12 protein-coding genes and 2 tRNA genes are annotated in these 12403 nt (G+C 29.1%); 10 read left to right on the forward strand and 4 right to left on the reverse strand.

Annotation, left to right across the window (positions count from 1 at the left end; all coding sequences use genetic code 11):
* Positions 1–22 precede the first annotated feature (22 nt).
* The gene (locus ACN5J5_RS08155; RefSeq protein ID WP_418644430.1) at positions 23–1141 is read right to left on the reverse strand and encodes a vWA domain-containing protein; all 1119 of its coding nucleotides are present in this window, start codon (positions 1139–1141) and stop codon (positions 23–25) included.
* Positions 1142–1377: 236 nt separating this feature from the next.
* Here ACN5J5_RS08155 and ACN5J5_RS08160 point away from each other — a divergent pair, with 236 nt between their 5' ends.
* Genes ACN5J5_RS08160 through ACN5J5_RS08170 form a run of 3 tightly spaced genes read left to right on the forward strand, consistent with a single transcriptional unit; the run spans position 1378 to position 4822 of the window.
* The gene (locus tag ACN5J5_RS08160; RefSeq protein WP_418644431.1) at positions 1378–3564 is read left to right on the forward strand and encodes a histidine kinase; all 2187 of its coding nucleotides are present in this window, start codon (positions 1378–1380) and stop codon (positions 3562–3564) included.
* A 2-nt stretch (positions 3565–3566) separates the two neighbouring features.
* Complete coding sequence (locus tag ACN5J5_RS08165; protein ID WP_418644432.1) at positions 3567–4298, forward strand: LytR/AlgR family response regulator transcription factor; 732 nt, start codon at positions 3567–3569, stop codon at positions 4296–4298.
* Between the two features lie 5 nt (positions 4299–4303).
* A complete protein-coding gene (locus tag ACN5J5_RS08170) occupies positions 4304–4822 on the forward strand; it encodes a gamma carbonic anhydrase family protein (protein WP_418644433.1) in 519 nt (172 codons plus the stop codon).
* A 213-nt stretch (positions 4823–5035) separates the two neighbouring features.
* Here the strand turns inward: ACN5J5_RS08170 and ACN5J5_RS08175 are convergent, their stop codons facing one another.
* Entirely contained in the window at positions 5036–5494 is a 459-nt protein-coding gene (locus ACN5J5_RS08175) for a Spy/CpxP family protein refolding chaperone (RefSeq protein WP_418644434.1), read from the reverse strand.
* Positions 5495–5594: 100 nt separating this feature from the next.
* Here ACN5J5_RS08175 and ACN5J5_RS08180 point away from each other — a divergent pair, with 100 nt between their 5' ends.
* Positions 5595–6572 carry an endonuclease/exonuclease/phosphatase family protein gene (locus tag ACN5J5_RS08180; protein ID WP_418644435.1) on the forward strand — a complete coding sequence of 326 codons (978 nt, stop codon included), beginning with the start codon at positions 5595–5597 and terminating at the stop codon, positions 6570–6572.
* A gap of 78 nt (positions 6573–6650) precedes the next feature.
* Here the strand turns inward: ACN5J5_RS08180 and ACN5J5_RS08185 are convergent.
* Both ACN5J5_RS08185 and ACN5J5_RS08190 read right to left on the reverse strand, forming a co-directional pair.
* Positions 6651–6723 (reverse strand) — tRNA-Phe (locus ACN5J5_RS08185).
* Positions 6724–6781: 58 nt separating this feature from the next.
* Positions 6782–6854 (reverse strand) — tRNA-Phe (locus ACN5J5_RS08190).
* Between the two features lie 109 nt (positions 6855–6963).
* Here ACN5J5_RS08190 and ACN5J5_RS08195 point away from each other — a divergent pair.
* Genes ACN5J5_RS08195 through ACN5J5_RS08220 form a run of 6 tightly spaced genes read left to right on the forward strand, consistent with a single transcriptional unit; the run spans position 6964 to position 12353 of the window.
* A complete protein-coding gene (locus tag ACN5J5_RS08195; protein WP_418644436.1) occupies positions 6964–7695 on the forward strand; it encodes a type III pantothenate kinase in 732 nt (243 codons plus the stop codon).
* On the forward strand, positions 7688–8956 hold the full coding sequence (locus ACN5J5_RS08200; RefSeq protein WP_418644437.1) for a hypothetical protein: 1269 nt from the start codon (positions 7688–7690) through the stop codon (positions 8954–8956). The genes ACN5J5_RS08195 and ACN5J5_RS08200 overlap by 8 nt, the downstream gene beginning before the upstream one ends.
* Before the next feature lie 16 nt (positions 8957–8972).
* Positions 8973–10283, forward strand: a complete 1311-nt coding sequence (locus tag ACN5J5_RS08205; protein WP_418644438.1) for a tetratricopeptide repeat protein — start codon at positions 8973–8975, stop codon at positions 10281–10283.
* 9 nt (positions 10284–10292) lie between these two features.
* Positions 10293–10859 (forward strand): LPS export ABC transporter periplasmic protein LptC, encoded by a 567-nt coding sequence (gene lptC / locus ACN5J5_RS08210; protein ID WP_418644439.1) that lies wholly within the window; start codon positions 10293–10295, stop codon positions 10857–10859.
* Positions 10860–10863: 4 nt separating this feature from the next.
* On the forward strand, positions 10864–11061 hold the full coding sequence (locus ACN5J5_RS08215) for a hypothetical protein (RefSeq protein WP_418644440.1): 198 nt from the start codon (positions 10864–10866) through the stop codon (positions 11059–11061).
* A complete protein-coding gene (locus ACN5J5_RS08220; protein ID WP_418644441.1) occupies positions 11061–12353 on the forward strand; it encodes a hemolysin family protein in 1293 nt (430 codons plus the stop codon). The genes ACN5J5_RS08215 and ACN5J5_RS08220 overlap by 1 nt, the downstream gene beginning before the upstream one ends.
* Positions 12354–12403 lie beyond the last annotated feature (50 nt).

Consider the following 12403-nt stretch of genomic DNA (forward strand, 5'->3'; position numbering starts at 1 on the left):
TATAAATCTTGTAAAATAACTCTTACCAAGAATATTTTTTCTTTTTAGCTTGTTTTTTTATGGCTTTAATCATCACATTTTCTAATTCATTTTTTTTAGAACTTTCTTGTTGTTTTTTAGCAACGTATTGTTTTCTTTTTTTATCTAATTCTTGAATTTTTCTTTGAATTTCAGTTCTTTCTTTACGTTTAGTATCCACATATTTTTTTATTTCTTTTGATGATTTTCCTTGTAAGTTTTTAGGAAGCTGCTTTTTCTTTAATTTGCTATAATCAACCTCTTTTTCCTCAGAAGCATCAACTAAATCCCATTCGGTATTTTTATATAATTTAGAGCTTTTACTTACAGCTCTTTTAACAACTACAACTTCATTTAAAGTTTCGGCATTCGAATCTTGTTTGGTTTGATTCGCGTATTTAGAATAGCCTAAACTACCATAATGTACGTACGTTTTATTTAACCGTTTATTTAAAATAATAATATCGTTATCATAAGGAGTTACCACATGAACAATGTTTTTATTATGATTAATTGTCATGTAATCGCCACCGCCATAAATTGCACCATCTTGCCACATACCAGAAATTCCTTGGTTGTAATTACCACAAAAAATAGTGTTTACAGTAATGTCATTTTCTTTAGCATTGGTAATAGCATCTTTATAATTTAATTTTCCTTGTGTAAAAGGCTCGTTACCGGCAATAAAAATCATTTTTAAATCACGGTTATTATTTCCCCAATCTAATTGATTTAATGAAGTTTGAATTACTTGTCCGCAATATTCACTTCCGCCATTGGTGGTTAAAGAAAATAAATGCTCAGAAATATCATCTAAATCGCTTGTAAATTGTAAAACTTGACGAATATAGCCTTCTCTTGACGACAGTTTATCGTTGCCATATTCATACAAGGCAATTTCTAATTTAGGTGTTTTTCCATCACATTTAGCATGCGATAATTCGTTGATAATTTCCCATAACTGTGCTTTTGCTTGATTTATTAATCCGTCCATACTACTGCTAGTATCTAGCAATAAAGCTACTTTGGTTGTTTGTTTTTTATCGATAGGATTTTCAGCATGACAAATAATTGATGTTGAAAATATAAAAATGAAGAGTGTTTTTAATATATGAGTTTTCATAATTTTTTGTTTTAAGTTATTAAATAATTAAAGGTTTGCTAGCTTAATAATACTGTAAAACTACTGCCAATACTCTTTTTAAAAAAGCCAGAATGAGAGAACGAATTGTGTGAATGAGTAAAACGGTTAAAAAAATGAGTAAACGGTACTTTTAGCTAAAAGAAAGTGTTGTTTTTTAAGAGATGCCATTTTTTGTACTCGGTTTTTGTATGTATGTTTACAGTAATAAATAAAAGATGAATAAATTTTTAAAAATAGTATTTACCTTGTTTTTATTGAATTTCTCTTCGGTTTTTTCTCAAGATTTTAAAGAAAAGACTCAAGAATTTTCGGTAAAAGTTCAGGTTGTAGATAAAAATACAAATCAATCAATTAAAGATGCAATTGTTGAAGTAAATGGACGTGTTTTTAATTTTTCGAACCTTAGAGGAAGGTATATTGTAAAAGCAAAAGTTGGAAATCAATTAATGGTTACTCACCCAAATTTTGAAACTATTTTTTATACCATAAAAGATGATGAAGATATTAAGGTTTTGGTTGAAGGTTTTATCAAAAAAAGAAAATCGAAGATAGGTTCTTATGGTCGAAAAAAAATAGATTTATACTCGGTTTATTTAGATTCGGTAAAGTTTTTTAAGAAAAAAAATATAGATAAAAGTGTCTCATCTGTAGAAAAATTACTGCTTAATTCTTCGTCAAAATCAAGAAGAGCAATTGCGTATAAAGAGTTAGCGGATGTTTATTTTTATTGGAAACAATACGATTTAGCTGAAGAAAATTATAAAATTTCTTTAAAAGAAGTTAGAAAAGCAAATGTGCAATTGTTGTTAGCAAAAACACAGTTTTTAGCACAAAAATATAAAGAGAGTGAAAATATATATCAGAAGAGTTTAAAAGGTACATTAACCAGTTACGAAAAGTTAAAAGGATATGAAGGTTTAGGTGATGTTTTTACAGCAATAAAAAACTATACTAAAGCAACAGCTAATTATAATGAAGCTTTAAAAATTGCCAAAAATAATTATGTAACTCCTAAAATTACAGATTTAAACTCCAAGTTAGCAGAAGTTTTTGCAGCACAAGGAAAAACAAAGAAAGCCGATGGGTATTTTCAAAATTCGCTAAAGTTAGCATCCAAAGAAAATCAAAAAAGAGCTTTAAAAGAGCAGCAAAAAGTTGCAGATTTTTACAATAAATCTCGCAGATATGATGAAGAAATTCAATTGCGAAAACAAAGTTTAGTTGAAGCTGAAGATATTAATATTGAGGCAGTAGCTAAAGAGTCGTTAGTAGATTCTATTACCTCTCAAAAAATAAATTACAAGATAGGAAACGCCTATATTCAAAAAGAATCTTATAACGAAGCTATTCCTTTTTTAAAGAAAAGTATAAAAGACGCGAATAGTAAAGAAGATTTAATAATAGAAAAAGATGCAACGCGTAAACTATCAGAAGTATATGCAACTGTAGGAGATTATACAAAAGCGTTAGAAAGTTATCAGGATTATGTGAAGTTGGTGGACACGTTGTATTCTAAAAAAGAACAAGAAATTCAACAAATAAAAAGGTTCGGAAAGAAAATAGCAAACAACCAAAACCGAATCCGAAGTCTTGAAAAAGATAAGCAATTAAGCGATAGTAAAATTAACTTGGCTTATAAAGATCAGCAATTAATACAAGAAAATAATAAGCAGCAAAAATTGGTGATTTATTCGTTAATTGGAGGTTTTATTTTAATGAGTTTGTTGGCTTATTTTATGTTTAGAACCAATAAACAACAAAAATTAGCAAATAATTTATTGGCATTAAAATCAATGCGCTCGCAAATGAATCCACATTTTATTTTCAATGCTTTAAACTCGGTAAATAATTTTATAGCGGTAAATGATGAGCGAAGCGCAAATAGATATTTATCTGAATTTTCGGTTTTAATGCGTTCGGTTTTAGAAAATTCTGATGAAGATTTTATTCCGTTAAAAAAAGAAATTGAATTACTAGAATTGTATGTAAAACTAGAGCATAATCGTTTTAAAGATAAATTTGATTATGTAATGTTTGTTGATAAAAAAATAGAGCTAAAAAACTATGCTATTCCGCCAATGTTATTGCAGCCTTATATTGAAAATGCGATATGGCACGGACTCCGTTATAAAAAAGAAAAAGGAAATTTAGAAATTTCAATTCAACAAAAATCAGCCGATTTACTTTTAATAAAAGTACAAGATGATGGTGTAGGTCGAAAAAAGTCAATGGAAATGAAAACCAAACATCAACTAAAACAAAAATCGAAAGGAATAAGTACTATTGAAAACAGGATTGCTATTTTAAACGATATGTATAAAGATAAAATAGCAGTTTCAGTTTCGGATGTTTTTGAAGATGGAAGCGGAACAAAAGTCGAACTGATTTTAAAGAAAAATTAAAGATGAAGTTAAAAGCAATCATTATTGAAGATGAAGCTATTGGTAGAGATATTTTACGGAATTATATAACAAAATATTGCCCAAATGTTCAACTATTAGGAGAAGCGGATAATATAAAAGACGGACAAGCATTAATCGAAAAACACGAATTAGATTTGGTTTTTTTAGATGTAGAAATGCCTTACGGAAACGGATTTGATTTGTTAGAAAAAATAGAAAATCAAACTTTCGAAACCATTTTTGTTACTGCTTATGATCATTACGCAATAGAAGCCTTAAACAATCAAGCAACGTATTATTTATTAAAACCTATTTCAATAGATGAATTGATTAAAGCGGTAAACTTAGTTGAAGAAATTAAAACAAAAGAACAAACGTTAGAAAACACTGTTTTAACAACCAAAAGCATTGCTAATTTAAATAAAATAACGATTCCGCAACAAGACGGATTTGAAGTTATTTCGGTTAGTGATATTTTGTTTTGCAAGGCAGATGATAATTACACCGAAATCTATTTCGAAAACACGAAGAAAGTAGTTAGTAAAACCTTAAAATATTTTGAAGATCTTTTAAAAGAAAGCTCTTTTGCAAGAGTTCATAAATCGTATTTAGTAAACGTAAATGAAATTGTAAAATATAAAAAAGGGAAAGGCGGAAGTGTACTTTTATCTAACGGAAAAGAAATTATGGTTTCAGCATCCAAAAAAGCAAATTTATTAGCATATTTTAAATAAAAAACATGAAAATTATAAAAGCAGTAAACGGTAAATCACCGCAAATTCCGGCAGATTGTTACGTGGCAGAAAACGCAACAATTGTTGGCGATGTGCAAATGGGAAAAGAATGCAGTATTTGGTTCAATGCCGTAATTAGAGGCGATGTACATTATATAAAAATGGGCAATAAAGTTAACATTCAAGACGGCGCGGTAATTCATGCTACTTATCAAAAATCGCCAACAACTATAGGTAATAACGTTTCGGTTGGGCACAATGCAATCGTGCACGGTTGCACTATTCACGACAATGTTTTAATCGGTATGGGCAGCATAATTATGGATGATTGTATCGTAGAATCGAACTCAATTATTGCCGCAGGAGCAGTGGTTTCTAAAAACACGATTGTAAAAAGCGGAAGCATTTATGCTGGTGTGCCAGCCAAGAAAATAAAAGACGTTTCTAAAGAATTAATTTCTGGAGAAATTGATAGAATTGCCAATAATTACGTAAAATATTCAAGTTGGTTTAAAGAAGATTAATTGAGCGTTCCCTAAAGGTCGGGCTTTACGTTATATCTTTTGTTTTTTTTAATGCGAATTTATTCCGTTTCACTACATTAATTCGCATTAAAAAAAGCAAAAGGATGCCACTTCAATCCCTAACGCAAACAAAAAGAGCGTATAAAAAAGCCCGATTTCGTTTCCAAAACCGAGCTTTTAATCAAAACTAATCTACTATAAAACTCTACTATTTTATTTCTTTAATTCTTTTTTGTGCTTTCTTTTTTTCTTAGAAACCTTCTTTTTAGAATTACGCATTTTTTTAGCGTTCATTTTTTTAAATTTCTCATATTGCTCTTTGTTCAAAATATTTTTCATCTTGTTTTTAAAAGCAATTTTGTTATCTAATGCCTTGTTTTTCTTTTCAAAACGTTGGTCAGTAGATAATTTTTTTCTTTTTTCTCCGCTTTTTTTCATCGCCTTTCTCTTTTCTTTAAAAGCTTTGCGTTCTGCAATTTTTTCGGCAAGTAAAGGCTTAATTTTACGTTGTTGATCAGAAGTTAAATCTAACTTTAATGTCATTTTTTTAACCGATAACTCAGCTTGTTGTTCAGTTGTTAGTTTTTCTGAATCCTTTTTTCTTTCTTTTTGAGCCTGAGTTGTTAAAACAAATCCGATAACCAAAAAGTATAATGTTAATATATTTTTCATACTACAAATGTTAAGTTTTTTAATTATTTATATATCTATGACTATGCTTCTTTAAAAAAGTTTAAATTTGAAAGTGATTTTAACATTTTTTTAATTGTTTATGAAAAATATATTAAAGCTTTTATTAAAGCTATTCGGTTTTATTTTGGTGGTTTCTTTATTGTTTTTTTTCTGGGCATCATCGCCAACAATGAATGAAAAAGAGTATGCTAAATTAATAGAAAACGAAAATCCAGTAAGTGTTAGTAATGATTCTGTTTACAGTATTGTAACCTATAATGTTGGGTATTTAAGTGGTATGACTAATAATTTGCCAATAGCAAAACCAAAGAAATTATTTGATGATAATTTAAATAAGGTTAAAACCGAGCTTAAAAAAGTAAATCCAGATATTGTTGCTTTTCAAGAAATAGATTATTTAGCAGCAAGGTCGTATGAGGTAGATCAAGAAAAAGAATTTATGAGTTTGGGGTATAACTACGCTGCAAGAGGTGTAAATTGGGATGAGAAATATGTTCCGTTTCCATATTGGCCTCCAAGCATGCATTTTGGTAAAATAGTTTCAGGACAATCAATATTAAGTAAATATAAGTTAAAAGAATACGAACGTATTGTTTTAGAGCGTGTTCCTAATAGTCCTTTTTATAGAGACGCTTTGTATTTAGAAAGATTAATACAAGTAGTAAAAGTTGAGCTACAAGGTAAAGAAGTAGTAGTAATAAATATTCATTTAGAAGCTTTTGATAAAGCAACTAGAGTTCGTCAATTAAAGCATGCTTTAACTGTTTTTAATAAGTATAAAAACAATTATCCTACAATATTGCTAGGTGATTTTAATTCAAAGGCAAGAGATGTTAAAGCTGGTGTTCAAGAAATATTTAAAATGGAAGATGTAGGTAACGCTGCTTTTATCGCTGAAGATCCTGCAAATACATTTGATACAAGAGACTTGTTTGAGCGAATAGATTATATTTTTTACACCAAAAAAACTATAGAATATGTTGATGGAAGGGTGTTGTATGAATTAGGAGAAGCTTCTGATCATTTACCTGTAGCGATGCAATTTAGACTGAAATAGAAAAAAGCTCATTATTTATTAATGAGCTTTTTTGTTTTAAAACAAAAAAAACCTGAACAAAAGTTCAGGTTTTTACGGTGGTGCCTCCAGGAATCGAACCAGGGACACAAGGATTTTCAGTCCTTTGCTCTACCAACTGAGCTAAGGCACCGTTGGTTGCTTATTTAAGTAACAAAATAAAATTCGCAATTAAATTGAGAAAATTATTGTGGTGCCTCCAGGAATCGAACCAGGGACACAAGGATTTTCAGTCCTTTGCTCTACCAACTGAGCTAAGGCACCAGTTGCTACTTTCGTTAAGCGGATGCAAATATACAACCGTTTTTTAATTATACAAAGTATTTGTTTTAAAAAAAATGTATCGTAAATTTGAATTCTAAGAAAAATAAAGATGAATTTAATTATTGATGTTGGTAATACAAGAGTTAAAGCAGCTGTTTTTGAGTTGAATACGATTGTAGAAGTTTTTGTTTTTAACAAACCAGAAATTGTACTCGAGTTGAAAAAAATTAGTGAAAATTTTTCTGTTTCGGCTACAATTATTTCTTCTGTGGCTAGTATATCGGAAAAAATAGTGCAAAAAATCACCGATTTATTAAATCCCATCTATTTAAATTCAGCAACTAAAGTTCCGTTTATAAATCTTTACGAAACACCAAAAACATTAGGAGTTGATAGAATTGCATTAGCAGCAGCGGCAATTAAAAAATATCCGAATAAAAATGTTTTAATTATAGATGCTGGAACCTGTATTACTTTCGATTTTGTAAACAGTAAAAAAGAATATTTAGGAGGTGCAATTTCTCTTGGTATTGCTATGCGATACAAAGCGTTGCATGATTTTACATCAAAATTACCATTATTAGCAATAAATGAAGTTTCTGATTTTGTTGGAAAAAATACAAATACTTCAATACATTCGGGAGTTATTAATGGAGTTTGCAATGAAATAGATGGAGTAATTAATCAATATCAAAAAAAGTATGGAGATTTAACAATTGTTTTAACAGGAGGAGACACATATTTCTTGGCTAAACAATTAAAAAGTGGCATATTTGCCCATCCAAATTTTGTTTTGGAAGGATTACACACTGTTTTGACATATAATTTAACGAATGATTAAGAAATTTATATTAGTAGTTTTTGCATTTACAGCATCAACAATATCTGCACAAAAAAATAGTGCATCACCTTATTCTTATTTTGGTATTGGTGAGAATTTTGAAGCGGTAACTGTAGAGCAAGCATCTATGGGAGGTATTGGAGTTTCTTTAAAAGAAGCGCAATATTTAAACTTTACAAATCCAGCTGCAAATGCAGATTTAAGAGCTTCTACTTATGCGATTGGTGGTAATTTAAGTTTTTTAACAGTAAAAGAAGCAGGTGAATCACAATCAGGTAATTCAACAAATTTACGTTACATTTCTTTGGCTTTTCCGTTAGGTAAAAAAGCAGGTTTTTCTGTTGGATTACAACCGTTTTCATCAGTTGGGTATTCTTTGGTGAATCAAGAAAATCAAGATGAAATTAATATTTTTAATGGAGAAGGAGGTACAAATAAAATATACGCTAGTTTTGGTATGTATTTGTTAAAAGATTTGTCGATTGGTATAGAAGCTGGGTATATTTTTGGTAATATTGAAAATAGCATATTAAATCAAAGATCTAATACGTCGTTAGCTACAAGGCATCAAGAAACATTAAGTGTAAGAGGCGGGCAATTTAAATTAGGAGCGCAGTATAAAAGAGAATTAAAAGATAAATTAAATTTATACACAGGAGCTTCAATTACTGTTAAAAGTGATTTATCAACCAAAGGGAACGAAAAAATGTACTCTCTTTCTTTTGTAGGATCAGGTGAAGAAATTCCAAGAGATGAACTTTTTGATAGATCAATAAATGGAGATGTAACTATTCCTTTAAAAAGTGTTTTCGGAGTTGGTTTAGGAAAAGAAGATAAATGGTATGTAGGAATTGATCAGCAATTTCAGAGTGCATTAAGTAGTAATAGTTCTTTAATCTCTAACGGAAGTGGTTATAAATATGATGATTCGAGTAAAACATCAATAGGAGGATATTATATTCCTAAAATAAATTCAATATCAAGTTATTGGGACAGGGTTACTTATAGAGCTGGTTTACGTTTTGAAGATACAGGCTTATTAGTAGATACTGGTAGTAATTTTACAAAAATAAGAGACTTTGGCATAAATGTTGGTTTAGGATTACCATTGCCAAGACAATTATCGAATGTTAATATTGGATTTGAGTATGGACAAAAAGGAACATCTAATAATAATTTGATAAAAGAAAACTATTTTAATGTAAGATTAAGTTTATCTTTAAATAGTATCAACTGGTTCCAAAAAAGAAAAATAGATTAATAAAAACTAATATAGGATGAAAAAAATTACGTATTTACTAACAGGATTATTTTTGTTTGTAGCCGTAAATGGTGTTAAAGCGCAAGCGAGTCAGGAGTGTAATATAAAATATAACCTTTTTAAAGGTGATGTTAATACAGGTAAGTATGAAGAGGCTAAAACCAATTTAGACTTTTTACTTACAAACTGCTCTAAGTTATCGGTTAACATATATAAATTTGGTGCAAAGGCTGCAGAAAAAACAAAAGATGTAGCTTTAATGAAGAAATTATATGAAGCTAGATTGGTTAACTTTCCTAATAAAAGACCAGCAAAAGCACATAGTGATTATGCTACTTTTTTAATTAAAAATAAATTAGCTACAGATGCTGAAGTTTTTAGCATTTTAAAGAAAGCCTATGATCTTTCTCCTAAAGATATGAGTGTAAAAAATATCTTCAGATATTTTAAAGCCGTAGCAAATGAAAATAAAGATACCAACCCTCAAAAAGTATTTGATACTTATGATGATGTAATGGAATCTGTAGGTGAAAAATTAGAAGATTATAACAAAAAAGTATCTAAATTACAGGTAAAAGATTCTTTAGGAACGATTAGTGATAAAGAAAAAAGAAGATTAAAAAATTATAGTATTAATTCAGGTGCTTTAGGTCAAGTAGAAGGAGGTTTAGATGCAATGATTTCTAAAATCGCAACTTGCGAAAGATTGATTCCGATTTACACAAGAGATTTTGAAGCTAATAAAACTGACGGAGTTTGGTTAAAAAGAGCAGTATCTAGAATGTATAACAAAGGATGTCAAACAGATCCTTTATTTGAAAAACTAGCAAATGCCTATGCAAAAGCAACACAATCTGCGGATGCTTATAACTTTTTAGCAGGTGTTTTAGCTAAAAACGGAGATAAATCTGGAGCTAATTCAATGAGAAAAAAAGCATTCGATTTAGAAACAGACCCGTTTAAAAAAGCAAGATACAAGTTAATTGAAGCTCAAAATGCTAGAGGAAGCAGAGCAAGATCTTTAGCTTACCAAGCTTTAAAATACAATCCAAATATGGGTAAAGCGTATTTGTTTATAGCAAGTTTATATCAAAAAAGTGTTAACTCTTGCGGTAGCGATGAGTTTGAAAAAAGAATGGTATATGTAGCTGCGTTAAATAAAGCTTTAAAAGCAAAACAAGTAGATCCTGGTTGTGGAGCAGGAAGATATATTAAGAGTTATAGAAAAAACGTGCCATCAAAAAAATTAGTTTTTCAAAAAGGATTGGCATCAGGAAGTTCTTATAAAATTGGATGTTGGATAGGAGAAACTGTTCGTATTCCTTAATAAATTTTAATGAAATTAATTTCAATAAATATAAATAAAAGCATTGTTGTCATTTTTTTGACAGCAATGTTTTTTTCTTGTGTAAACTCTAAACAAGAAGTGAGAGATTTTTTAGCAGATAAAAATATGCCTGTAGGTAAAGCTATAAATATTTATCATGTTAAAAAAGATTCAGGAAAAATATCTTCAAAAACAAACGCTGCTATTTTTTACGATTTTTCTAATAGAAAAGAGCATCCTTATAACGAGTTTCCTAAAGGCGTAAAAATTGTTTCAATTAATAAAAACGGAATAGATTCTACCACAATTTCAGGCAATTATGCGTTAACATATAATAAAACAAGAGTTTCAGAAATTACTGGTAATGTGGTTATTTTAAATCATACCGAAAACACAAAACTAGAAACCAATCAGTTATTTTGGGATCAAAAAGAAGGTTATTTTTTTACTGAAGAAGGTTTTAGGCTCACAACGTTAAAAGATACCATTAACGGTTTTGGTTTTGAATCAAAAGAAGATTTAACAAAATGGATAGCAAAAGACATTACAGGTGATGTTTTAACAGATCAAAAATAAAAAGATGAATACACTTTGGAAATATTTACAATACGGTTACTTAATAATTGGAGTAATTTTTTTTGTTGAAGGGATTTTAAAATTAAATTCAGATGTAAAAGGAGCGCTTATTATGTTTGGATTTGGTATCTTTATTACATTAATTTTCTTTTTAAAACGTCATTTTAGAAGAAAAGTAGAAAAAAGAAACCAACAACGTTAATGGAGTTTGAAATTGCTATAATTTTTATTTCCATATTATTTTCAGCCTTTTTCTCTGGGATGGAAATAGCATTTGTTTCTGCCAATAAATTACATATTGAGTTAGAGAAAAAAAGAGAGGGTATTTTACCTAAAATATTAGCAAAACTTACCCAAAAATCATCAAAATTTATCACAACAATGTTGGTTGGTAACAACGTTGCGTTGGTAATTTATAGTTACTTTATGGGGCAGTTACTCATTAACTGGTTTCAAACATTTTTACCAACTAATATTACTTTTATCAATTATTTATTAATTGATTTAAGTTTGTTAACACAAACCGTAATATCAACAATTATTATTCTTGTTACGGCCGAATTTTTACCAAAAACAATTTTTAGAATTTACGCCAACGAAACGCTTAAAGTGTTTGTGGTACCTGCCTATATTTTTTACTTGCTTTTTTATGGAATAACTTGGGTTATTACTAAAATTTCTGATTTTTTCTTATTTGTTTTTTTTAGGATAAAAGAAGACGAAGCTAAAACAGAATTTAGTAAAGAAGAGTTAGGTAACTATATTTCTGAACAGTTGGATGGAGGAAATGACGAAGATAAAATAGATTCTGAAATTCAAATATTCCAAAACGCTTTAGAGTTTCATAAAGTTAAAGCAAGAGAAATAATGGTGCCTCGAACCGAAATTATGGCAATTGATATCCATCAATCGGTAAAAGAACTTAAAAATACATTTATAACTACCGGATTGTCTAAAATTTTGGTTTACAAAAACTCTTTAGACGACATTTTAGGTTATGTAAGCGCTTTCGAATTATTTAAAAAACCAAGTTCAATCAAATCAATATTATTACCAGTTGAGTTTGTGCCAGAATCAATGATAATTAACGACGTTTTAAATAGTTTAATGAAAAAACGTAAAAGCATCGCTGTTGTAGTTGATGAGTATGGTGGTACATCAGGAATTATTACAGTTGAAGATATTGTTGAAGAATTGTTTGGTGAGATTGAAGATGAACATGACAGCCAAGAATTATTAGAAGAAAAAATTAATGAGAATGAGTTTAATTTTTCGGCTCGTTTAGAGGTTGATTATTTAAATGAAACGTACGATTTAAATATACCGAAAGAAGAAGCGTACGAAACTTTAGGAGGTTTTATTATTGATTATACTGAAACCATACCCGCTAAAGATGAAATTTTAGAAATAGATAAATTTTACATCAAAATACTAAAAGTAAGCGCTACAAAAATTGATGCACTTTATTTAAAAGTTATCAATAAAGAAGAGTAATAGGCAACTACTTTCCCTTAAAAAAAACGATACAAAAAACACCTAAAAAA

This window comes from Tenacibaculum insulae, assembly GCF_964512435.1.
Taxonomy (GTDB): domain Bacteria; phylum Bacteroidota; class Bacteroidia; order Flavobacteriales; family Flavobacteriaceae; genus Polaribacter; species Polaribacter insulae_A.